This is a genomic window from Streptomyces sp. enrichment culture (assembly GCF_964273145.1).
Classification (GTDB): Bacteria; Actinomycetota; Actinomycetes; order Streptomycetales; family Streptomycetaceae; genus Streptomyces.
On sequence record NZ_OZ186873.1, the window covers coordinates 2,825,353 to 2,847,544 of the forward strand.

At 74.0% G+C, this 22,192-nt stretch carries 17 protein-coding genes; 9 read left to right on the plus strand and 8 right to left on the minus strand.

Going from position 1 to position 22,192, the window contains the following annotated elements; genetic code table 11:
• Positions 1-77: 77 nt before the first annotated feature.
• A complete protein-coding gene (locus tag ACSU6Z_RS12665; protein ID WP_437045335.1) occupies positions 78-2,663 on the minus strand; it encodes a bifunctional FO biosynthesis protein CofGH in 2,586 nt (861 codons plus the stop codon).
• A gap of 285 nt (positions 2,664-2,948) precedes the next feature.
• Between ACSU6Z_RS12665 and ACSU6Z_RS12670 the strand changes: the two genes are divergently transcribed.
• Positions 2,949-4,457, plus strand: coding sequence for a CehA/McbA family metallohydrolase (locus ACSU6Z_RS12670; RefSeq protein ID WP_437045337.1), 1,509 nt, complete (start codon positions 2,949-2,951; stop codon positions 4,455-4,457).
• A 7-nt stretch (positions 4,458-4,464) separates the two neighbouring features.
• On the opposite strand, the gene ACSU6Z_RS12675 is transcribed toward ACSU6Z_RS12670, so the two are convergent.
• Complete coding sequence (locus tag ACSU6Z_RS12675; RefSeq protein ID WP_437045339.1) at positions 4,465-6,009, minus strand: APC family permease; 1,545 nt, start codon at positions 6,007-6,009, stop codon at positions 4,465-4,467.
• A 284-nt stretch (positions 6,010-6,293) separates the two neighbouring features.
• Between ACSU6Z_RS12675 and ACSU6Z_RS12680 the strand changes: the two genes are divergently transcribed.
• The 4 genes from ACSU6Z_RS12680 (at position 6,294) to ACSU6Z_RS12695 (ending at position 11,175) form a co-directional block, all read left to right on the plus strand.
• Positions 6,294-6,689 (plus strand): nitroreductase/quinone reductase family protein, encoded by a 396-nt coding sequence (locus ACSU6Z_RS12680; RefSeq protein ID WP_437045341.1) that lies wholly within the window; start codon positions 6,294-6,296, stop codon positions 6,687-6,689.
• Between the two features lie 162 nt (positions 6,690-6,851).
• Positions 6,852-9,812 carry a BTAD domain-containing putative transcriptional regulator gene (locus ACSU6Z_RS12685; RefSeq protein ID WP_437045342.1) on the plus strand — a complete coding sequence of 987 codons (2,961 nt, stop codon included), beginning with the start codon at positions 6,852-6,854 and terminating at the stop codon, positions 9,810-9,812.
• A 244-nt stretch (positions 9,813-10,056) separates the two neighbouring features.
• A complete protein-coding gene (locus tag ACSU6Z_RS12690) occupies positions 10,057-10,269 on the plus strand; it encodes a hypothetical protein (protein WP_437045344.1) in 213 nt (70 codons plus the stop codon).
• Between the two features lie 219 nt (positions 10,270-10,488).
• Positions 10,489-11,175, plus strand: a complete 687-nt coding sequence (locus tag ACSU6Z_RS12695; RefSeq protein WP_437045346.1) for a hypothetical protein — start codon at positions 10,489-10,491, stop codon at positions 11,173-11,175.
• A 194-nt stretch (positions 11,176-11,369) separates the two neighbouring features.
• Here the strand turns inward: ACSU6Z_RS12695 and ACSU6Z_RS12700 are convergent, their stop codons facing one another.
• The 3 genes from ACSU6Z_RS12700 to ACSU6Z_RS12710 form a co-directional block, all read right to left on the minus strand.
• Complete coding sequence (locus ACSU6Z_RS12700) at positions 11,370-11,909, minus strand: hypothetical protein (RefSeq protein WP_437045348.1); 540 nt, start codon at positions 11,907-11,909, stop codon at positions 11,370-11,372.
• A gap of 228 nt (positions 11,910-12,137) precedes the next feature.
• Positions 12,138-14,552, minus strand: coding sequence for an outer membrane protein assembly factor BamB family protein (locus ACSU6Z_RS12705; RefSeq protein WP_437045350.1), 2,415 nt, complete (start codon positions 14,550-14,552; stop codon positions 12,138-12,140).
• 220 nt (positions 14,553-14,772) lie between these two features.
• Entirely contained in the window at positions 14,773-15,552 is a 780-nt protein-coding gene (locus ACSU6Z_RS12710) for a VOC family protein (protein WP_437045352.1), read from the minus strand.
• A gap of 134 nt (positions 15,553-15,686) precedes the next feature.
• On the opposite strand from ACSU6Z_RS12710, the gene ACSU6Z_RS12715 reads away from it, so the two are divergent.
• From ACSU6Z_RS12715 to ACSU6Z_RS12725, 3 genes are all read left to right on the plus strand, one after another.
• Positions 15,687-16,322: a TetR family transcriptional regulator gene (locus tag ACSU6Z_RS12715; protein WP_437050282.1), complete on the plus strand. Its 636-nt coding sequence runs from the start codon at positions 15,687-15,689 to the stop codon at positions 16,320-16,322.
• Between the two features lie 221 nt (positions 16,323-16,543).
• Positions 16,544-16,969 (plus strand): pyridoxamine 5'-phosphate oxidase family protein, encoded by a 426-nt coding sequence (locus ACSU6Z_RS12720; RefSeq protein ID WP_437045354.1) that lies wholly within the window; start codon positions 16,544-16,546, stop codon positions 16,967-16,969.
• A gap of 31 nt (positions 16,970-17,000) precedes the next feature.
• Positions 17,001-17,666 (plus strand): pyridoxine/pyridoxamine 5'-phosphate oxidase, encoded by a 666-nt coding sequence (locus tag ACSU6Z_RS12725; RefSeq protein ID WP_437045356.1) that lies wholly within the window; start codon positions 17,001-17,003, stop codon positions 17,664-17,666.
• Between the two features lie 19 nt (positions 17,667-17,685).
• Here ACSU6Z_RS12725 and ACSU6Z_RS12730 read toward each other — a convergent pair whose 3' ends face one another.
• Both ACSU6Z_RS12730 and ACSU6Z_RS12735 read right to left on the minus strand, forming a co-directional pair.
• The gene (locus ACSU6Z_RS12730) at positions 17,686-18,288 is read right to left on the minus strand and encodes a GNAT family N-acetyltransferase (protein WP_437045358.1); all 603 of its coding nucleotides are present in this window, start codon (positions 18,286-18,288) and stop codon (positions 17,686-17,688) included.
• 346 nt (positions 18,289-18,634) lie between these two features.
• Positions 18,635-19,951, minus strand: a complete 1,317-nt coding sequence (locus ACSU6Z_RS12735; protein ID WP_437045360.1) for an MFS transporter — start codon at positions 19,949-19,951, stop codon at positions 18,635-18,637.
• A gap of 71 nt (positions 19,952-20,022) precedes the next feature.
• On the opposite strand from ACSU6Z_RS12735, the gene ACSU6Z_RS12740 reads away from it, so the two are divergent.
• Entirely contained in the window at positions 20,023-21,075 is a 1,053-nt protein-coding gene (locus tag ACSU6Z_RS12740; protein ID WP_437045362.1) for a GlxA family transcriptional regulator, read from the plus strand.
• A 381-nt stretch (positions 21,076-21,456) separates the two neighbouring features.
• Here the strand turns inward: ACSU6Z_RS12740 and ACSU6Z_RS12745 are convergent, their stop codons facing one another.
• Positions 21,457-21,945, minus strand: coding sequence for an ATP-binding protein (locus ACSU6Z_RS12745; protein WP_437050283.1), 489 nt, complete (start codon positions 21,943-21,945; stop codon positions 21,457-21,459).
• Positions 21,946-22,192 lie beyond the last annotated feature (247 nt).

Below are 22,192 nucleotides of genomic sequence, written 5' to 3' on the forward strand. Positions count from 1 at the left end.
TCTCCTCAACTACAGCACCATGGTTCGGATCATCGTACTGTGAGCGTCCCGCGTGCCCGCCCGGAGACCGCCGGGGATCAGTCCAGCACGGGCAGCAGCTCCGGCAGGTGGCCGTCCGACGCCTCGGCCGCCCGGCGCCGCTCCTCCGGCACCTCGCCGTAGAGGGTGGTGCGGGGCTTGGCGGGACGGCCGGCGGCCTCCGCGACCGCGACCAGGTCCCTGATCGACTTGTACGAGCCGTAGGAGGAGCCCGCCATGCGGGAGATCGTCTCCTCCATCAGGGTGCCGCCCAGGTCGTTGGCGCCGGAGCGGAGCATCTCGGCGGCCCCCTCCGTGCCCAGCTTCACCCAGCTCGTCTGGATGTTGGGGATGTACGGGTGGAGGAGGAGGCGGGCCATCGCCGTCACCGCGCGGTTGTCGCGGGTGGTCGGGCCGGGGCGGGCGATCCCGGCCAGGTAGACGGGGGCGTTGGTGTGGATGAAGGGGAGGGTCACGAACTCCGTGAAACCACCCGTCCGCTGCTGGATGCGGGCCAGGGTGCGCAGGTGGCCGAGCCAGTGGCGGGGCTGGTCGACGTGGCCGTACATCATCGTCGAGGACGAGCGGATGCCCAGTTCGTGGGCGGTGGTGACGACCTCGATCCAGGTGGACGTGGGCAGCTTGCCCTTGGTGAGGACCCAGCGGACCTCGTCGTCGAGGATCTCCGCCGCGGTGCCGGGGATGGAGTCCAGCCCGGCCTCCTTCGCGGCCGTGAGCCACTCGCGGACGGACAGGCCGGTGCGGGTGGCGCCGTTGACGACCTCCATCGGGGAGAAGGCGTGCACGTGCATGCCGGGGACGCGTTCCTTCACGGCGCGCGCGATGTCGAAGTACGCCGTGCCGGGCAGGTCCGGGTGGATGCCGCCCTGCATGCACACCTCCACCGCGCCGACCTCCCACGCCTGCTGGGCGCGGTCGGCGACCTGCTCCAGGGAGAGGGTGTAGGCGTCGGCGTCGGTGCGGCGCTGGGCGAAGGCGCAGAAGCGGCAGCCGGTGTAGCAGACGTTGGTGAAGTTGATGTTGCGGGTGACGATGTACGTGACGTCGTCGCCGACCGCCGACTTGCGGACGTCGTCGGCCACCTTGCACAGGGCGTCCAGCGCCGGGCCGTCGGCGTGCAGGAGGGCGAGCGCCTCGTCGTCGGTGAGCTTCGTCGGGTCGTCGGCCGCCGTCGCCAGGGCGGCGCGCACGTCGGTGTCGATGCGCTCGGGGGCCATGCCGGGGGCGGCGGCCTCGCGCAGGGCGCCCCAGTCGCCGTACACCTCGTCGAAGTCGTCGCGGCGGTCGCCGGTGCGGCCCTCGGTGTCGATGGCCGTGTGGAGGTCGGTGCGGCCGGTGGCGGTGAACACCTCGTCCGGTTCCTGCCAGGGGCGGCCCTCGACGACGGCGTCCTCGCGGGCCAGGCCCGTGGCCGGGTCGGCCAGCGCCGTCACGTGCGGGAGCAGGCGGGGGTCGAGCCAGGGCTCGCCGCGCTTGACGAACTCCGGGTAGACGCACAGGCGTTCGCGCAGCTCGAATCCGGCCGCCCGGGACCGCTCGGCGAGTTCGTCGATCTGCGGCCAGGGGCGCTCGGGGTTGACGTGGTCGATGGTGAGCGGGGAGACGCCGCCCCAGTCGTCGATGCCGGCGCCGATGAGCCGCTCGTACTCGGCGTCGACGAGGTTGGGCGGGGCCTGGAGGCAGGCGGCGGGACCCATGATGTGCCGGGCGACGGCGACCGTGGCGACCAGCTCGTCCAGTTCGGCGTCCGGCATGCCGCGCATCGCGGTGTCCGGCTTGGCGCGGAAGTTCTGGATGATCAGTTCCTGGATGCCGTGGTAGGCGCGGGAGATCCGGCGCAGCGCGAAGAGGGACTCGGCACGCTCCTCGTAGGTCTCCCCGATGCCGATGAGGAGGCCGGAGGTGAAGGGGACGGAGGAACGGCCGGCGTCCTCCAGGACGCGCAGCCGGACGGCGGGCTCCTTGTCCGGGGAGCCGTGGTGGGGGCCGCCGGGCTCGGACCACAGGCGGGTCGCCGTCGTCTCCAGCATCATGCCCATGGAGGGGGCGACGGGCTTGAGGCGCTGGAAGTCCGTCCAGGTCATGACGCCCGGGTTGAGGTGCGGCAGCAGGCCGGTCTCCTCCAGGATGCGGATGGAGACGGCGCGGACGTAGGCGATGGTGTCGTCGTAGCCGTGCGCGTCGAGCCACTCGCGCGCCTCCGGCCAGCGGTCCTCCGGCTTGTCGCCGAGGGTGATGAGGGCTTCCTTGCAGCCGAGCGCGGCGCCCTTGCGGGCGATGTCGAGGACCTCGTCCGGCGACATGAACATCCCGTGCCCGGCGCGGCGCAGCTTGCCGGGGACGGTGGCGAAGGTGCAGTAGTGGCACTTGTCCCGGCACAGCCGGGTCAGGGGGATGAAGACGCTCTTGGAGTAGGTGATGACGCCGGGGCGGCCCGCCGCGTCCAGGCCCGCGTCCCGCACCCGGGCGGCGGAGGCGGTCAGGTCCTCCAGGTGCTCGCCGCGGGCCTGGAGCAGGACCGCGGCCTCGGCGACGTCGAGGGCGACGCCGTCCCGGGCGCGTTTGAGGGCGCGACGCATGGAGTTCTCGGTGGGGCCGGTTCCGGGGGTCGCGGAAGTCGTCATCCTTCGAGGATACGAGCGGGGTGATCACGTGGGTCGGGAAGGTCCGGATGGCTCCTGGTTCGCGGCTTCCGGCCCGCCGCTTCCGGCCCGCCGCTTCCGGCTCGGAAGGCGAGGTCGTTCCACCACCGGGCGATGCCCGGCGGCCCGGCGCCCCGCTCCCTCCCGGTCCCGGACACCTGCCGGACCCCTTCCCTTGCACGGCGGTTCACGGCTCAATACCAGGGTTGCGCGCACCACCCCTGCACCACCCCTGCCATGTCGCCACGACACCTCGGGAGCAGCAGCATGTGCGAGGACCACGCCGGGATCGGCAGACGCGCCGTGTTCGTGACGGGCGCCGCCGCCGCGCTTACGTTGGGAACCGTGAACTTCGCTTCGGCCGAGGGCCGGGACCGGGAGACGAGGACGGTGCGCGGCACCCTGCCCCCGGGGTCGCCGGACTTCGTGTACGTGCCCGTGGAAGTCCCTCCGGGGGTACGGGAGATCAGGGTCGCCTACACCTACGACCGGCCGTCCGTGCCGGCCGGCACCCCGGGCAACGCGCTCGACATCGGCCTGTTCGACGAGCGCGGCACCGAGCTGGGCGGCCGGGGCTTCCGGGGCTGGTCGGGCGGGGCGCGCACGGAGTTCTTCGTCCGCGCCGACGACGCCACGCCCGGCTACCTGCCCGGACCGGTACGGCCGGGCACCTGGCACATCGTGCTCGGCCCGTACACGGTGGCCCCGCAGGGGCTGTCGTACGAGCTGACGGTCACGCTGGCGTACGGGGAGCCCGGCGAGACCCGCGCACCCGTGTACCCGCCGTCCCGCGCGAAGGGCCGGGGGCGGGCCTGGTACCGGGGCGACTGCCACCTGCACTCGTGGTACTCCGACGGCCGCCGCACCCCGGCCGAGATCGCGGCGCTCGCGCGGGCGGCGGGGCTGGACTTCATCAACTCCTCCGAGCACAACACGAACGCGGCGCACGCCCACTGGGCGGACGCGGCCGGGGACGACCTGCTGGTGATGCTGGGCGAGGAGGTGACGACCCGCAACGGGCACGTGGTGGCCCTCGGCACCGACCCGGGCACCTTCGTCGACTGGCGCTACCGGGCCCGCGACAACCGCTTCGGGCGGTTCGCCCGGCAGATCCGGCGGGCCGGGGGCCTGGTGGTGCCGGCCCACCCGCACGCCACCTGCATCGGCTGCAACTGGAAGTTCGGCTTCGGCGAGGCGGACGCGGTGGAGGTGTGGAACGGGCCGTACACGCCCGACGACGAGGTGGCGCTGGCCGACTGGGACGGCATGCTCGTGGCGTCGGTGCGCGACGGCCGGGACGACTGGATCCCGGCGATGGGCAGCAGCGACGCCCACCGCGACCCGGACGTGGTGGGGCTGCCGCAGACCGTCGTCCTCGCCGACGACCTGAGCCGGGAGGCGATCCAGGAGGGCATCCGGGCCGGGCGGTCCTACGTGGCCGAGTCGGCGAGGGTGTCGCTGTCCTTCACGGCGTCGGGCGCGCGGGGCGAGCACGCCGGGATCGGGGGGCGGCTGCGGGTGGAGCGCGACGCCCCGGTCACCGTCCGGCTGGAGGTGAGCGGCGCCCCGCGCTGCACCGTCCGCCTCGTCACCGACCAGGGCGTCCTGCACACCAGCGCCCCGCTGCCGGTCTCCGGCTCCGGCACCGTCGAGTGGCGGACCACCGCCTCCTACGCGGCCTACGTCCGGGCGGAGCTGCGGCACGAGGCGGCGGCGGGCCCGGTGCCGGGGGCGCTCGCGGCGTTCACCAACCCGATCTTCCTGGGCCGACGGTAACGGTCCGTCAGTCCTCCACGACCAGCGCGGGCGTGCCGGCCGTGAGGACCTCGCCGCGGAAGAAGGCCGGGCTGCTGCGCCGCATCACCAGCATGATCACCAGGCCGAGCAGCAGCAGCCCGACGCCGATGACGAAGACGGAGCCGACGCCGAGGACGGAGGAGCCGCTGCCGTACCCGGGGTCCCACATGTCGTACAGCGTCTTGCCGAAGACGGCGGTCAGGCTCGCGCCGCCGAGGACCGGCAGGACGCCCTTGAAGAGCGCGTCGCGCGGGGAGCGGGTCAGCTCGTCCCGGAAGAACCAGGCGCACGCGAAGGCCGTCAGCGCGTAGTAGAAGCAGATCATCAGGCCGAGCGCGTAGATCGTGTCCACCAGGACGTGCTCGCTGACGAGGGTCATGACCGTGTAGAAGGCGGCCGTGGCGACGCCGGCGGTGACGGTCGCGCGGCCCGGCGTGCGGAACCTCTCGTGCACGCGGGCGTAGGAGGCGGGCAGCGCCTCGTACGCGGCCATGGCGAGGACCGTGCGGGCCACCGGGATGAACGTCGTCTGGAGGCTGGCGGCGGCCGAGGCGAGCACGGCGACGAAGAGCAGGACGCCGAGGCCGTCGCCCATGACGGGGCCGGCGAGGGCGGCGAAGACGTTGTCGGAGGTCTCGGGGTTGGCCAGGCCCAGGCCCTCGGTGCCCGAGCCGACGGCCCTCTGGGCGGCGACGGCGGTGACCAGGTAGGACCCGACCAGCACGATCATGGAGATCAGGGCGGCGCGGCCCGGGGTCTTCTCGCTGCCGACGGTCTCCTCGTTGGCGGTCAGGCAGGCGTCCCAGCCCCAGTACATGAAGATCGACAGGGAGAGCCCGGCGCTGAAGGCGGCGAACGAGCCGACCTCGAAGGGGTTCAGCCAGGACCAGGAGAAGTCCAGGTGGCCCGGGAAGGACCCGGAGCCGGCCTTGCCGAAGGCGAGGGCGACGAAGAGGGCGAGCACCACGAGCTGGAGCGCCACCAGCGCGTACTGCACGCCCTTGGTCGCCGTCATGCCCCGGTAGCTGACCGCCGTGGCGCCGGCGATCAGCGCCAGGCAGGTCACGATGTGGACGGCCTTGTCGCCGTCCAGCTCCGCGACCGCGTCGCTGCCGGTGAGTTCACCGGCCAGCAGCCAGAAGTAGGAGGTGGCGACGCCGGCGAGGTTGGACAGGACGATCACTGTGGCGATCACCAGGCCCCAGCCGCACATCCAGCCGACGCCCGGTCCGAAGGCCTTCACCGTCCAGGTGAAGGAGGTGCCGCAGTCCGGCACCGCCTTGTTCAGCTCCCGGTAGGCGAAGGCGACCAGCAGCATCGGCAGGAAGCCGACCAGGAAGACCGCCGGGAGCCGGACGCCGACCTCGCCGGCGGTGGAGCCGAGGGTGGAGGTGAGGCAGTACACCGGGGCGACCGTGGAGACGCCGATCACCGCGCTGCCGAGGAGGCCGACGGAGTTCCCGCCGAGCCCTTTGCCCCGCACGCCGTCGGCCTCGTCGCCGACCGGGGGCCGCGTTGCCGCCTGAGTCATGGCACAGGACGCTAAATTGTGCGATTTCCATGGAAGGCGGGAGAAGTCAGAAGGCGGAAGCCCGTGAAATTCCTGGGATTCGCAAGTAGATCCGAGAAACTTCCATGGATCATACGACAGGAATTATCCAACGGTTCACACTTGCAAGGCCGCGTGACCTCCACGGGAAATGCGGGAACCGCAGCACCGCCTGGAATGCCCGATTCCATTCTTGTCGTGTGAGCTGCGTCACACCACATCGGGAGCCGTTCCGGAGGCGCGCGCGGACCGCGATCGTGGGGGCCATGCCCGACCTCACCGACCTCCGGTTCCGCGCCGCCACCGCCTTCCAGCGCCGGGTCGCCAATCCGCTGCTGCGCCGCCTCCCCCTCCAGACGGTGCTGGAGACCACCGGCCGCGTCTCCGGGCTGCCCCGCAGGACCCCGGTGGGCGGACGCCGCGTCGGGGACTCCTTCTGGCTGGTGTCGGAGTTCGGGGAGCGGTCGCAGTACGTCCGCAACATCCGCGCCGACCCGCGGGTGCGGGTGCGGATCAAGGGCCGCTGGCACACCGGCACCGCGCACCCGCTCCCCGACGACGACCCGATCGCCCGCCTGCGCGCCCTGCCCCGGTTCAACAGCGCGGCGGTCAGGGCGTTCGGCACGCACCTGATGACGGTCCGCGTGGACCTGGACCGCTGACGGCCGGCCGCGACCCCGCACCCGCCCGCGTCCGTGCGGAGAGGATGTGCAGACCTTGTGACCTCCCCCCGTCCCGCCCGCGACCGGGGGCCCGCAAGGCTGACGGAGTCACCATGAACAAGGCAAACTGACGTAGTGGTTCGGGAGGTCTAGGGAGACGGCATGGACGGTGTACCGCGCGTACCGGAGCAGCGAGGCCCCGGCTCCCCGGAGGAACCGGGGGCGGCCCTGCGCTTCGGCGTGCTCGGTCCGGTGCGCGCCTGGCGCGGCGGCGAACCGGTCGCCACCGGTTCCCCCCAGCAGCGCGCCCTGCTCGCCGCCCTGCTGCTGCGCGAGGGCCGCACGGCCACCGCGGCGGAGCTGATCGACGCCCTGTGGGGCGAGGACCCGCCGTCCCAGGCGCTGGCGGCGGTACGGACGTACGCGTCGCGGCTGCGCAAGGTGCTGGACCCGGGTGTCCTGGTGAGCGAGTCCGGCGGCTACGCCGTACGCGGACTGGACGAGGGCGCCCTGGACCTGACCGTCGCCCAGAACCTGGCCGCCGAGGCGGAGAAGGCCCGCACCGCCGACGACCTGTGCCACGCCCGGGACCTGCTGGGCCGGGCCCTGGAGTTGTGGGACGGGGAGCCGCTGGCGGGCGTGCCGGGCCCCTACGCCCAGGCCCAGCGGGCCCGGCTGGAGGAGTGGCGGCTCCAACTCCTCGAATCCCGCCTGGACATGGACCTGGAGCAGGGCTGCCACGCGGAGGCGGTCTCGGAACTGACCGCGCTCACGGCGGCGCACCCGCTGCGGGAGCGGTTCCGGGAGCTGCTCATGCTGGCGCTGTACCGCAGCGGACGCCAGGCGGAGGCCCTCGCGGTGTACGCCGACACCCGGCGTCTGCTCGCCGACGAGCTCGGCGTCGACCCGCGCCCGGAGCTGCGGGAACTCCAGCAGCGCATCCTCCGGGCGGACCCCGGCCTGGCGGAGCCGTCGGCGCCGGCCGCCGAACCGGCCGCCGAACCGGTACGCCCGGCGCAACTGCCGGCGACGGTCCCGGACTTCACCGGCCGCGCGTGCTTCGTACAGGAACTGAGCGAGGTGCTCGCCCGTGCCGACGGCCGGGTGATGGCGGTGTCCGCGCTGGCCGGCATCGGCGGCGTCGGCAAGACGACCCTCGCCGTCCACGTGGCCCACCAGGCACGGCCGTCCTTCCCCGACGGACAGCTGTACGTCGACCTCCAGGGCGCGGGCCCGAGACCGGCGGAACCGGAGACGGTGCTCGGGTCCTTCCTGCGCGCGCTCGGCACGGCGGACTCGGCGATCCCCGACTCCCTGGAGGAACGCGCCGCCCTGTACCGCTCCGTCCTCGCCGGCCGCCGCGTCCTCGTCCTGCTCGACAACGCCCGCGACGCCGCCCAGGTCCGCCCCCTGCTGCCCGGCACCGACGGCTGCGCCGCCCTCGTCACCTCCCGCGTCCGCATGGTCGGCCTGGCCGGGGCCCACCTGGTCGACCTGGACGTGATGTCCCCCGACGAGGCGCTGGCCCTCTTCACCAGGATCGTGGGCGAGGAGCGGGTGGCGAGCGAGCGCCAGGCCGCGCTGGACGTGGTCGCGGCGTGCGGCTTCCTGCCGCTGGCCATCCGCATCGCCGCCTCCCGCCTGGCGGCCCGCCGCACCTGGACGGTCTCCGTCCTCGCCGCGAAACTCGCCGACGAACGCCGCCGCCTGGACGAACTCCAGGCCGGCGACCTCGCCGTCAAGGCCACCTTCGAACTCGGCTACGGCCAGCTCGAACCGGCCCAGGCACGCGCCTTCCGGCTGCTGGGCCTGGCCGACGGCCCCGACATCTCCCTGGCCGCGGCGGCGGCCGTCCTGGACCTCCCGGAGGAGGAGACCGAGGACCTGCTGGAGTCCCTGGTCGACATGTCCCTGCTCGAATCGGCGGCGCCCGGCCGCTACCGCTACCACGACCTCGTACGGCTCTACGCGCGTGCGTGCGCCGAACGGGACGAGCAGCCGCCGAGCGAGCGCGAGGCGGCGCTGTCGCGGCTGGTGGACTTCCACCTCTCCACGGTCGCCGGGGTCTACCTGATCGAACGCCCCGGGGACCGGCTGGTGGACCACCTGGAGCGCACCGACCACCCGGGGCTGGCGTTCGCGGACCCGCACGCGGCCCGGGACTGGCTGTACGCGGAGGCGGTCTCGCTGCTGGCCTGCGCACGGCAGGCGGCCGCCCGGCCCGCGACCCTGCGGCGCGCCGTCGACGTGCTGTGGGCCGCCGTCGACCTGGCCGAGTCGGGCGCCAACTCCAAGGAGTACGAGGCCGTCGCCACGCTGCTGCGGGACGCCGCGCGCGAGGCGGGGGACCCGCGCGCGGAGGCACGCGCCCTGACGGCGCTGGCCTTCGTCCACCACATCTCCGGCAGCAGCTTCGACGTGGCCCTGCGGGAGGCCGAGCGCGCCGCCGAGCTGGCCCGCACCGCCGCCGACCCGCTCACCGGGTGCTGGGCCGCCAACATCAGCGGCGTGGTCGCGCTCTACCAGAGCCGGCACGAGGAGGGCGAGGCGCACTTCAACCGCGCCATCGAGAACTTCCGCGCCCTGGGCGACCGCCCCGGCGAGGCCAGCGCGCTGTGCAACCTGTCGCGCATCCACCTGGCCACCGGCCGCACCGAGAGCGCGGTCGCCCTGGCCCGGCAGGGCGCGGCGATGTACGACGACATGAACCACGCCCTGAAAGGGGCCAACGGGCGGTACGCGCTGGGCCTGGCGCTCACGCAGAGCGGACGTCTGACCGAGGCGACGGAGTGCCTGGAGCGGGCCCTGAGCGTGTTCCGGAGCAGCCGCCAGCGCCTGTGGGAGGGCATGACGCTGTTCCGGCTCGCCGAGCTGGAGCTGGCCGCCGGGCGCCCGGCGGGGGCCGCGGCCAACGCCGAGGCGGCGCTCGCGCTGCTGCGCGGCATCGGCGGGGACTGGCGCCACGGCAACGTCCTCACCGTCCTCGGGCGCGCCCTCAACGGCATCGGCCAGCGCGACCGGGCCCACGTCTGCTGGCGCGAGGCCCTGGATATCTTCGAATCCCTGGGCGCGCCGGAGACCGACGAGGTCAGGGAGCTGCTGGCACCGACGGTCGTCCCCTGATCCGGCGTCACCCTCCGCCTGGGAGACGGCGTTCATCGTTCGTTTATCGCCGTCCGGCATCCTCAATCGTGTCGAGTCGTCGCCTCGGGGGGCCCTGGGGGGGCAATGGGGGGCGGACGAATCGGCCGACGGCCGGGCCTCTATGGTGAACCGGCCCGACGGGGGTCCGGCCCGGCAGCCGCGGGGGTGCTGCCGGGCGGTCCCCGTCCCTCCGACGCACCGACACACAGGGGAGTGGGACCAGATGAGCGAGAACAGCACCGAGAACGTCCACGCGACGGGCGAGCCGGCCGGCGACGCCACCACCGACACCACCACCGGCAACGTGCACGCCACCGACGAGCCCTTCACGGTCAAGAACGTGCACGCCACCAGCGAGCCGCTCAAGCCCACCGCCGCGAGCACCACCGGCGACGCCACGACCGACAACGTCCACGCCACCGACGAGCCGGTCTGACGGGGACCGGCTCCACAGGGGGAACGGCCGCGGCGGCGCGGAGGGGGAGCCGCCGCGGCCGAGGCGTGCCCGGCCACCGTCCGCCGTCACCGGGTGAGTACGCCCTCGGCGCCCTGACCGAGGAGACGTCTGAACGCACAAGGCGCCCACGACTTCAAGGCTGCGACATCAGGATGAAGAACCGGAATTTTCCGGTGAAGCAGTGAAAGAAGTATTCGGGTGAAGTTCAGGGAGATTTTTTCCCGGTCGGGCTTGAGGTACTGGCTCCTCGGCCCACCAGCCGTCGACCATCACGCCATCGCTCGCGAGGCACGTCTGCGGGCCGAGGCGGCCCTTCCCATAGGGGAACAGCTGAAGGACTCCCACGTCGTGGCGATCGACGAGGGGGTGCCGGCGCCGCCGGGAGACCTGAGAGCGGACGTGTTCCCGGAGGCTGGATCGGCCACCGACCGCTGGCTGGATCGGGCGGCCAAGGCGGAGCGTTTCCTGGACCGCATGAATCCGGTGAACGCGGTGGTGGACGCGTTCGATGATCGCGGCGGAAGAGCAGAGCAGGCGCTGTCCGGGAGCTGGGAGAGCGCTGCGGGGCAGTTGGCTTGTGCACTGCAACCCCGCGCAGGAGGCAATTTCGTGTCGGTCCTCCTTCTCGGGGACCACGGTCTGCACGTGGTCCACGTCCAGAAGTCTCCGGACGGGCGCAAGGTGGGGCCGGGGACGCACTACGGGTGGGGCGCGCCTCTGAGGCGTGTGGCGTGGATCCGGAAACGGGACGGCGCGAAACACGGCACCCACGAGATCGGTTTCGACGACGGCTCCTGGGTGAGGGTTCTCTTTCCCGTTGCGGGCTGGGGGACACTGGTGGAAGCACTCGCCGGCCTCGACGACGGCTCGAGTCCGGTGCGATGAGAGCCGGCGGGCTTTCCCGGGGCCGCCACTGATCGGACGGCGACAGCGGCCTCCACGGCGCATGAGGCTCCGATGCCGTCGAGCGAGGTGCTCGGCTCGCCGGTCGCCTCCCCCGCGCGTCCGGCTCGCCGCGCGCCCCGCGGGGGCCGGTCCCCGCCGCGTCCTGCCCGGCGGCCCGCGGCCGCCGGCACCGTTCAGTTCACCGGGGCCGCCTCCGGTACGACCTCGCAGTGGTCGAGCGCGGCCGTGGAGCCGTCGAAGGGGACCTCGACCGTCCGGGTCTCCGCGGCGGACAGCGTGACGTCCCGGTACGCGGGGTCGAGGACGCGGTGGGTCTCGTCGTCCGTGAAGTCCACGCGCACGCGGAAGGTGCCCCCGCGCGCGTTGGGGTTGGTGACCTCCACGACGGCGTAGGGCTCGGCCGTCGTCGCGCAGCTCACCGGTTCCGCCTCCGCGTCCCGAAGGTGCGACCGGCTGGAGCCGCCGCCGGTGCCGCCGGTCCCGTCGCTGCCGTAGTCGTCGTCATCGTCGTGGTCCCGGTACGAGCCGCCGCCCCCGCCCGACGAGGACGACGAACCGTCGTGGTCCTGGCCGGAGCTGCTGCAGCCGCCCCCTCCCCCGCCGTCGCCCCCGTGGCCGCCGCCGTTCCCGCGCCCCGAGGAGAAGCCGGTCAGGGCGAGGACCGCCAGGGCCGACACCACCGTGAACCTGAATGCCCGCCCGCGCCTGTCCATGCGGTCACGGTATCGGCACTCTGTCACGGGCATGTCATAAAGCCGCCACGAGCCCTCCTCGAACACCGCGCGCGCCCTTCCGCGGCTGTCTGCCGTGAGCGGGGGCGCGGCCCGCGGAAGGAGCGGCATGACCGCGCAGCACACCGGACCCGGCGGACCGCCGGCTTCCCGGCCCGGGCGGCCGCCGGCCCCACGGGTGTGTGCCGGGGCCCGGCACGGTCCCGCCGGTCAGGACGTGCGGGCCGTTCCCGTCCCCTTCTCCGCGTCCAGCGCGTACACGCAGCGGTCCTTGCTGCACGCGTAGACGATGCCGTCCCTCACCACCGGGGAGCCGGTGATCTCGCCGCCCGTCGCCAGCTTCCAGCGCAGGCGGCCGTCGTCGGCCTTCAGGGTGTACAGGAGGTGGTCGGTGGAGCCGAAGTGGATGCGGCCCTCGGCCACCGCGGGCGCGCCCACGATGTCGCCGCCCGCCTGGAAGCGCCACTTGGGCGTGCCGGTGACCGCGTCCAGCGTGTACAGGCCCTTGCCGCTGCCGACGTGGACGTGGCCGGCGGCGACCAGCACCGGTTCGACACAGGCGCGGGACTCGGTGGCGATGCGCCAGCGGTCGCGGCCGTCGGCGGCGTCCAGGGCGTACACCGTGCCGAGGTAGTCGGCCAGGTAGACCCCGCCGCCGGTGACGGCCGGGCCGGGGACGAAGGCGGGCGGGGAGAGGAAGACCGCCGGGGCCTCGAAGTGCCACCTGAGGCGCCCGCTCCCCACGTCCAGGGCGACGACGCGGGTGCCGGCGGAGACGTACACGCAGCCGTCCGGGCCCGGGGCCGGGCGGACCGGCACACCGCCGCAGGAGGCGGCGTCGCCGATCGGGTACGACCAGCGCTCCTCGCCGCTGCGGGCGTCCAGGGCGCGCAGGCGGGCGTCCTGCCAGACGTACACCGTGCCGTCGTGGACGACCGGTCCGGCCTCCGGCGACTCGAAGTCGGTCTGGCAGCCGGTGAGTTCCCACAGCTTCCGGCCGGTCGCGGCCTCCCACGCCTGTACGCCGCCCCCGCGCGTGCCGGTGACGACCGTGCCCCGGTCGGCCTTGAGGGAGTACACCCAGGCGTCGGTGGGCAGGCGCCACAGGTCGGTGCCCTCGCGGGCGTCGAGCGCGAAGAGGGTCGGGCCGTCGGAGGCGTGGATGCGACCGTCCGCCACCGTCATCGACCAGGCCACGTCCCGTGTCTTGAAGCGGCGGCGGCCGGTCGCCACGTCCAGCGCGTGCACCTCGAAGGAGGTGACGTAGACCAGGTCGCCGACGACGGACGGGGTGCCCCAGAGGTCGTTGGACATGCGGAAGCGCCAGGGACGCCAGCCGGTCGCCGCCGGCTCGGGCGCGGGGGGCGCCGCCGGGACGGGCGGGGCGGCGGGTACGGCGGACACGGCGAGGTCGGCGCCGGGGCGGGGCTTGGACCAGGAGGCGGCCAGGGCGGACTCCGGCGCGGGCGCCCGGACGGCGGTGACGCGCATGTCGGCGACGCGCGGGCCGGGTCCGATGGGCACCGCCGCGCCCGCCAGCCGGACCGGCCCGGTGTCGGGCGACCCGACGGGCTGCGGCACGGGCGCGGGCGCGGGCGGCCGCGGGGGCGGGGCGGGCACGGCGGGCGCCGGGACCACCGGGTCGTGGGAGGGCGGGGGCGGCACCGGGGGCCGCGGGACCGCTCCCCCGTTGCCGGCGCCGCCGCCGCGGGTCGTCTGGGTGGCCGGGCGGCCGTTGCGGCGGGCCTCGATCAGGCCGACGGCCCGTTCGGGCAGCCACGCCGACGCCGTACCGCTGTCGTCGGTGCCGGAGCCGAACAGGTGCGGCGCGAGCTGGGCCTGGAGGTCGGCGGGGGTGGGGCGGGCCGCCGGTTCCATCTGCATGCAGGATTCGATCAGCGGGCGCAGTTCCTCGGGGAGCCCGTCCAGGTCGGGGCCCTCGCGCAGCAGCATGAAGACCGTCTCCACCGGGTTGGCGCCGTGGAAGGGGGCGTGCCCGGTGGCGGCGAAGACGAGGGTGGAGCCCAGGGAGAACACGTCGCTGGCGCCGGTGACGCTGCGGGAGTCCTTCGCCTGCTCGGGCGACATGTAGGCGGGGGTGCCGACGGCGACGTTGGTCATCGTCAGACGGGTGTTCGACACACCGGAGGCGATGCCGAAGTCGATCACCCTGGGGCCGTCCTCGACGACGAGGACGTTGGACGGCTTCAGGTCGCGGTGGACGAGTCCGGCGCCGTGGATCGACTGGAGCGCCTCCGCGATGCCCGCCGCCAGCCAGCGCACCGCCGGCGCCGGGAGCGGGCCGCACTCGTTCACTATCTCCTCGAGCGAGGGGGCGGGCACGTACGCGGTGGCCAGCCACGGCACGGCGGCGCGCGGGTCGGCGTCGACCACGGCCGCCGTGTAGAAGCCGGAGACCGCGCGGGCCGCCTCCACCTCGCGGGTGAAGCGGACCCGGAACAGCTGGTCCTCGGCGAGTTCCGTCCGCACCGTCTTGATCGCCACGCGCCGGCCGGACGCCGAGCGCGCCAGATAGACCAGCCCCATGCCGCCGGCCCCCAGCCGTCCCAGCACCTCGAACGGCCCGATCCGCCGCGGATCGTGCTGCGTCAGCTGATCCACCACTTGCCTGCCACCTCCCCGTACGAGCCGCGCACCCACATATGTAACGCGGCCGAAGTGCAGCGTCTCACCACCGCACCGCCGTGGCGGCACGCACCCTGATTCTTCCTGTCCGGACCGCTGGTGGCGAACCAGGGGAGGAAGGGGGTGTCCAGCACCATATGGGGCATACGGCGCGTGGAGCCGCGTGCCGCGGAGGCGGCCCGGAACCGGACCCGGGCCCTCAGCGCTGCAGCAGCGCGAACGACGCCCCCTGGTCGTCGGCGACCACGGCCGCCCGCCCGTACGACGTGCCGAACGGCGGCGCCTGCACCCGGCCGCCGAGCCGGACGACCGCGGCGAGGGCGGCCTCGCAGTCCTCGACCCCGAAGTGGGTGAGGAAGTGGGGCGGCATCTCGGCGGGGAAGACGGCGGAGAGGGGGGCGCGGCCGAAGTCGGGGTCGGCGGCCGGGCCGAAGAGGGCATCGTGGAAGAGGCCGCCGTAGAAGGCGTTGGCGGCCTCCGTGTCGGTCGTGTACAGCTCGGCCCAGGCGAAGGCGCCCGGCTCGTGCCGCCGCCCGAAGCCGGGGTGGGCGGCGGGCTGCCACAGGGCGAAGACGGCGCCCTGCGCGTCGGTGGCCAGGGCGGCCGTGCCCAGCTCGCCGACCGGCCGGGGGGCGCTCACGACCTGTCCGCCGGCCCGGGCGATCCGCGCGGCCAGCGCCTCGGCGTCGGGGGTCGCGAAGTACACCGTCCACACGGTGGGGAGCCGGCCGTCCGGCTTGCGCGCGAGGCCGGCGACGGGCTCGCCGTCCAGCAGGGCCCACACCGAGGAGCCGGGCACCCGGGTGCGGCCGTCCGCCTCCGCGCGGTCCTCGAAGGTCCATCCGAAGAGCTCGCCGTAGAACCGCCTGCCCGCCTCGACGTCGGGGAGCTGCGCGTCCACCCAGCACGGAGCGCCCTCCGGGAAGCCGCCCCCCGCGGCTGGTGAGGCACTGTCGCCGGATGCCCTGTTTTCGGCCATGTCGTCAAAGTAACCGGATGCCGCGCACCGCGCAGACCAGGCACACCAGCCCCTCCGCGCCCGCACACCCCATTTGCAGTCGGCCGAATAGCGCCCCGATGCCCCCTCGGTAAGCTGACGGCATGACAGGACAAGTGCGTACCGTCGACGGCCGCGTGGCCGGCCGGCGAGGGCAGGCGACCCGGCAGAAGCTGCTCGACTGCCTCGGCGAGATGCTCGGCTCCTCCCCCTACCGGGACGTCAAGGTCATCGACGTCGCGCGCAAGGCGGGCACCTCGCCGGCCACCTTCTACCAGTACTTTCCGGACGTCGAGGGCGCCGTCCTGGAGATCGCCGAGCAAATGGCCTCCCGGGGCGCCGCATTGGCGGGCCTGGTGGAGGGCCGTTCCTGGGCCGGCAAGGCGGGCTGGCAGACGGCGCAGGAGCTCGTCGACGGGTTCCTGGACTTCTGGCGCAAGAACGACGCGATCCTGCGCGTGGTCGACCTCGGGGCCGCCGAGGGCGACAAGCGGTTCAGCAAGATCCGCACGAAGATCCTCAGCTCGGTGAACGGCTCCCTCGCGGACGCCGTCGCCGAGCTGCAGTCCAAGGGCCGGGTGGACAAGGACGTGAACCCGGCGGCGATCGCGGGCGCGCTGGTCGCGATGCTCGCCGCCGTGGCCTCGCACCAGAAGGCCGTCTCCTCCTGGGGCGTGAAGCAGACCGAACTGAAGCCCGGCCTGGCGCTGTTGGTCCATCTGGGGGTGACCGGGAAGAAGCCGGCGAAGTAGCGCGGGCGTCCCGGGTCCGGCCGGGCCCTTCCCCGCACCCCGAGTCCTGTCTGGCAGGCGGCGGTCCACCCCGGTGGACCGCCGCCTGTCGCGTTGTGGCGGTGGGTTCCGGCGGCGTCCCGGAGGACGGGACGGAAAGGCGGGAGCGGAGGGAACACCGCGCGGCCCTCCCGGTGTTCCCGTGACATCGGCAAGACACCGATCCGCCGGAGGAGACCGCGATGGCCCTGACCCGCGAAGAGCGTGAACAGTTCCTGGCCGAGCCGCACGTCGCCGCGCTCGCGGTCGACGCGGGAGCGGGCCGCGCCCCGCTGACCGTGCCGATCTGGTACCAGTACGAGCCCGGGGGCGAGGTATGGATCATGACCGGGCTCGACTCCCGCAAGAACGAGCTGATCGGCAGGGCGGGCCGGTTCTCCCTGATGGTCGACCGGCTGGAGCCCACCATCCGGTACGTGTCGGTCGAGGGCCCCGTCGTCCGGACCGTCCCGGCCACCGTCGAGCGGCTCCGGGAGATGGCGGCCCGCTACCTGCCGGCCGAGAAGGTCGACGGGTACGTCGACTTCGCCTGGAAGAACCACGGCGAGCAGGTCGTCGTCCACATGCGGCCCGAGCGGTGGGTCTCGTCCGACCTGGGCTCGGTGTGAGCGCCGCCGCCGGGGCCGCGACAATCGGGGCATGGGAACGGATCTGCACGAACTGCTGAGGTCGCTGCGGGTGTGGGACCCCGAGGTCACCGAGCTGCCGCCGTTCGACCCGGACACCGCCCCCGACGCTCCCCTGCCCCTGTTCACGCGGTGGTTCGCCGAGGCGGTGGCGGCCGGGCAGCGCGAGCCGCACACCGTGTCGCTGGCGACGGCGGACGAGGACGGCCTGCCGGACGTGCGGATCGTGATGCTGCACGGCGCGGACGAGGACGGCTGGTCCTTCGCCACGCACGCCGGCAGCCGCAAGGGCCGCCACCTCGCCGCCCGCCCGTACGCCGCCCTCGCCTTCCACTGGCCGGCGCTCGGCCGCCAGGTGCGCCTGCGCGGCCCGGTCGCCGTCGCGCCGCCCGAGGAGGCGCAGGCCGACCTGCACGCCCGCTCGGCCGGTGCCCTGGCCGCCGCCCTCACCGGCCGGCAGAGCCGGGAGCTGGGATCGCTGGAGGAACTGGCGCGGGCGTCGGAGGCGGCCTGGGAGCGGGCCGTGCGCGCGCCGGACACGCCGGTTCCGTCCTGGACGCTGTACCGGCTCCGCCCCGACGAGGCGGAGTTCTTCCAGGGCGAGCCCCGGCGCCGCCACGTACGCCTCGCCTACCGGCGTGCCGGCCGGGGGTGGTCCCGGCGGCTGCTCTGGCCGTGACCGGCCGGCACGGCGGGCGCTACGGCACCTCCGGTTCGGGGTCCGTGGCCAGGCGGGCGTGCAGGTGGGCGTCGCGGAAGGCGTCGTGGCGTCCCGGCTGGAGGAGCACGCCGCGCATCGTCCCCTCGTAGCGGAACCCGCAGCGCTCGGCGATCCGGCAGGACGCCTCGTGGCCGAGGGCGTGGTCCAGCTCCAGGCGGTGCGTCCCCAGCGCGCCGAACGCCCAGCGGGCCGCGAGCAGCAGTGACCGGGTGGCGACGCCCCGGCCGCGGGCCTCGGGGAGCACCCAGTAGCCGACGCACGCCTGCCTCAGGGCGAGGTCTATCCGGTTGACGCCGATGTGGCCGAGCGTCGTGCCGCTGTCCGCGTCCGTGATCCGGAACGACACCGACCGGCCGTCCGCCGCGTCCAGGGCCCGCGCGCGCAGCGACTCGCGCGCGCCGTCGATGTCCGTGACCTGCCTGAACAGCGTGTTCCAACGCAGGAAGTCGGGATCCCGCACGCCCCGCAGCCATGCCTCGGCGTCGGCGTCGGACTCGGGGTCCCAGGCCCGCAGGCGCAGGCCGTGGCCGTGCGGCTCGGGGACGGCGGGGGACGGGGAGGGTTCACGTGTACGGGCCATCGGCTCATTCAATCCGGGTCGCGCCTGGCGTCAAGGCTGTGAGTCCCCTCCGTCTTTCATCCGAACCGCCTTTGCTCCCCTCCCCTCCCCGCGAATTGTTGGCAATTTCGTCAGCGACGCATCGGCGTCCGGTCGGACGAGCCCGTGCCGGAACGGACCACGGACCCGGGGGGCATCGACGTGAAGCGCGGGGGCAAGGCGGTCGAGCGGAGGACCGTCGTGACGGGACCGGGGCGGTCGCCGGTCCCGCGGCGGCCGGCGGTCCCGCCGCGAGCGCGCGTGCGGCGGGCGGCGGGCGGCGGCGCACGTCTCCCACCCCGTGGGAGGGGAGCGCGCGCGGCGGGTCTCAGGCCGCGACCGCCGGTACGGGCCCGGCCGGCCGCCGGATCACCAGCGCCATCAGCGCCGCCGCCGCGCACAGCGCGCCGGAGGCGTACCAGACCACGTCGTAGGAGCCGAACGTGTCGCGGGCGACGCCGCCGAGGAAGGCGACCAGGGCGGCGCCGATCTGGTGGGAGGCCAGGACCCAGCCGAAGACGATCGCGCTGTCGTCACCGTACTGCTCGCGGCAGAGCGCCAGGGTGGGCGGCACGGTGGCGACCCAGTCGAGGCCGTAGAAGACGATGAAGAGGACCATCGGCGGGTGGACCGTGGGCGCCAGCAGGAGGGGGAGGAAGACCAGGGAGACGCCGCGCAGGGCGTAGTAGACCGCGAGCAGGCGGCGCGACTCGAAGCGGTCGGTGAACCAGCCGGAGGCGATGGTGCCGACCACGTCGAAGACGCCGATGACGGCCAGCAGCGCGGCGGCGTCCGTGACCGGCATGTGGTGGTCGTGGGCGGCGGGCACGAAGTGGGTCTGGACGAGGCCGTTGGTCGAGGCGCCGCAGATCGCGAAGGAGCCGGCCAGCAGCCAGAAGGGACCGGTGCGAGCCGCCGAGGACAGGGCGGTGAGCGTCCGGCGCGCGGCACCGGGGACGGGGGCGGGCTTGGGGACGAACTCCTGGGCGCCGTACGGCTTCTGCCCCACGTCCGCCGGGTGGTCGCGCAGCAGCAGCCAGACGAAGGGGACGACCGCGAGCGCGGCGAGCGCGACGGTGACGGCGGCCGGGCGCCAGTGGTGCGTCTCGACGATCCAGGACAGCAGGGGCAGGAAGACGAGCTGACCGGAGGCGGAGGCGGCGGTGAGGATGCCGCTGACCAGGCCGCGCCGCTCGGTGAACCAGCGGTTCGTCACCGTCGCGGCGAAGGCCAGCGCCATCGAGCCGGACCCGAGCCCGACCAGCAGGCCCCAGCACAGCATCAGCTGCCAGGCGGCGGTCATCCACACCGTCGCGCCCGCGCCGGCCGCGATCACGGTCAGCGCGACGGCGACCACCCGGCGGACGCCGAAGCGGTCCATCAGGGCCGCCGCGAAGGGGGCGGTCAGCCCGTACAGCGCGAGGTTGACGGAGACGGCGGCGCCGATCGTGCCGCGGGACCAGCCGAACTCCTCGTGGAGCGGGTCGATGAGCAGGCCCGGCAGGGAACGGAAGGCGGCGGCACCGACGATCGTCACGAAGGTGACGGCGGCGACGAACCAGGCTCGGTGGACGCGGCGCCGACGGGCCGGGCGAGCGGTTCCGGACGCCGGGACCACGGCTGCGGATTCGGTTGTCTGGGTCACGTCATAGAGCTTCCGGGCGTCGCTCCGCCGCATCGAGTGGCCCGAAGGACAGCATTGGCTAGGATCAGGCCATGACGAATCGAACCGCCCTCGGGGAGCGGGCGTCCCGGACCCGCCCGCACCGCGTCGTCGTCCTCGCCCTCGACGGGCTGCTCCCCTTCGAACTGGGCATTCCGCAGCGCATCTTCGGGCTCGCCCGGGACGACCGCGGGCGCAGGCTGTACGAGGTCGTCACCTGCTCGGTCCGGCCGCCCGGCCCGGTCCGGACCGACGCCGACTTCGCCATCATGGTCGAGAACGGCCCCGAGGCCCTGGCCACCGCCGACACCGTCGTCGTCCCGGCCTCCTACGAGCTCGGCCCGGTCCACGAGGAGGGCGTGCTGACCGAGGAGCTGGCCGCCGCGCTGGCTCGCGTCCGGCCCGGCACCCGGCTCGTCGCGATCTGCACCGGCGGGTACGTCCTCGCCGCCGCCGGCCACCTCGACGGCCGCCCGGCGACCACGCACTGGGCCTCCGCCGAGCACTTCCAGCGACTCTTCCCGAAGGTCCGGGTCGACGCGGACGTGCTGTACGTCGACGACGGCGACGTGCTGACCTCGGCGGGGGTCGCGGCCGGGATCGACCTGTGTGTGCACATCGTGCGCCGGGACCACGGCACCGCCGTCGCCAACGACGTGGCCCGCCGCACGGTGGTGCCGCCCTACCGGGACGGCGGGCAGGCGCAGTACATCGAGCGGCCGGTGCCCGAACCGCGGCAGGCGTCGACGACCGGCGCCCGCGCCTGGGCGCTCGGCCGGCTCCACGAGCCGATCCGGCTGCGGGACATGGCCGCCCAGGAGTCCATGTCGGTACGCACCTTCACCCGCCGGTTCCGCGAGGAGGTCGGTGTCAGCCCGGGGCAGTGGCTCATCCAGCAGCGCGTCGAGCGGGCCCGGTACCTGCTGGAGTCCACCGACCTGTCCGTCGACCAGGTGGCCGGGGAAGCCGGTTTCGGCACGGCGCAGTCGATGCGGCAGCACCTGCAGGCGGCGCTGGGGGTCACACCGACCGCGTACCGGCGGACCTTCCGGGTGCGGGGCGACCACCCGGCGGCGGCCTCGTCCCGGGCGCCGCACGGGCGTTGACGCGGAAGGATCCGCGGCCGAAGGCCGCCCGCCCCGCCGCGTCCCCGCCCGGCCGGCCGACCGGCGACGCGGTGCCGCCCGCCCCGAGCAGGACATCGCGCCGCCATCCGACCCCGGCGTTCCCTCCCCGGTGCCCCCGGAGTCCGGGGGGAACCACGCCGAATCACGACCCGCACTCGCCGAGGGCCTCCGTCACCGCACCCTCGCCGTCCCCTCACGGCGAATCGCTGAACACAAGCGTGAGGAAACGGTGACGAGCCGTCAACGGCGGCGGTGCCGTTCCTCCTGCGCACCGGGTTCACAAGGCCGCGCACGGGAGCAGGGACCCGGCGCATCGCCGCACCCCGCCGCGGCAGGGCGGGGCTCCGCCCGCCCGTGCCGCTACACCGCCTCGAAGGCCAGCCCGGTCGGCGCCGGGACGCCGCCGGCCTCCACGCCGTACGCCGCGCCGTCCCGGAAGGCCGCCGCGGCCTCCGCCTCACGGCCGCAGCGGTCGAGTTCGCACCAGATGCGCTTGCCGTCCCCCTCGCGGCTCCAGCCCCAGCGGTCGGCGAGGCCGTCGACCAGCGCGAGACCGCGTCCGCCGGTCTCGTCGTCGTCCACGCACCGCGGCACGGGGGCCCGGTCGCTGGAGTCGGCCACCTCCAGGCGGACCGTCGCCCCGTCCGTGACCGAGCCCGGCAGGCACAGCCGCAGGACGGCGGGGCAGCCGGTGTGCACCACGGCGTTGGTGACGAGTTCGGAGACGAGCAGGACCAGCGTCTCGGCGAGCGGTTCGTCATCCCGTATCCCGCACCCGGCGAGCCGCGAACGGGCCCACTTCCGGGCCCGCCCCACCTCCGCGGGGTCGGGTCGGATCTCCAGCTGCACTCGAAGCACCTGCACCGCTCACACCATCCGAACCGGCGGACACTTAGGCTCGCGCCTCATGAGGGCCACGATCGTAGCCATCTTCTGCATGGCCAGGACAACGGCCGGGACGACAGGGGTCACGGAACGTGATCCCCCTGTGGGACAGCATGGTTGACGTACAGTCACCCCAACAAGCGCTTCGGGCATATTCCAGCGCGAAGGAGTAGGTGTGAGGCATACTGTGCGACGCTCGTCGCGAGGAGTC

What these genes read in the sequence shown, in the direction of transcription:
- ACSU6Z_RS12665 (WP_437045335.1), bottom strand. Translation starts at nt 2,663, where the DNA reads ATGACGACTTCCGCGACCCCCGGAACCGGCCCCACCGAGAACTCCATG.
- ACSU6Z_RS12670 (WP_437045337.1), top strand. Translation starts at nt 2,949, where the DNA reads ATGTGCGAGGACCACGCCGGGATCGGCAGACGCGCCGTGTTCGTGACG.
- ACSU6Z_RS12675 (WP_437045339.1), bottom strand. Translation starts at nt 6,009, where the DNA reads ATGACTCAGGCGGCAACGCGGCCCCCGGTCGGCGACGAGGCCGACGGC.
- ACSU6Z_RS12680 (WP_437045341.1), top strand. Translation starts at nt 6,294, where the DNA reads ATGCCCGACCTCACCGACCTCCGGTTCCGCGCCGCCACCGCCTTCCAG.
- ACSU6Z_RS12685 (WP_437045342.1), top strand. Translation starts at nt 6,852, where the DNA reads ATGGACGGTGTACCGCGCGTACCGGAGCAGCGAGGCCCCGGCTCCCCG.
- ACSU6Z_RS12690 (WP_437045344.1), top strand. Translation starts at nt 10,057, where the DNA reads ATGAGCGAGAACAGCACCGAGAACGTCCACGCGACGGGCGAGCCGGCC.
- ACSU6Z_RS12700 (WP_437045348.1), bottom strand. Translation starts at nt 11,909, where the DNA reads ATGGACAGGCGCGGGCGGGCATTCAGGTTCACGGTGGTGTCGGCCCTG.
- ACSU6Z_RS12710 (WP_437045352.1), bottom strand. Translation starts at nt 15,552, where the DNA reads ATGGCCGAAAACAGGGCATCCGGCGACAGTGCCTCACCAGCCGCGGGG.
- ACSU6Z_RS12720 (WP_437045354.1), top strand. Translation starts at nt 16,544, where the DNA reads ATGGCCCTGACCCGCGAAGAGCGTGAACAGTTCCTGGCCGAGCCGCAC.
- ACSU6Z_RS12725 (WP_437045356.1), top strand. Translation starts at nt 17,001, where the DNA reads ATGGGAACGGATCTGCACGAACTGCTGAGGTCGCTGCGGGTGTGGGAC.
- ACSU6Z_RS12730 (WP_437045358.1), bottom strand. Translation starts at nt 18,288, where the DNA reads ATGGCCCGTACACGTGAACCCTCCCCGTCCCCCGCCGTCCCCGAGCCG.
- ACSU6Z_RS12740 (WP_437045362.1), top strand. Translation starts at nt 20,023, where the DNA reads ATGACGAATCGAACCGCCCTCGGGGAGCGGGCGTCCCGGACCCGCCCG.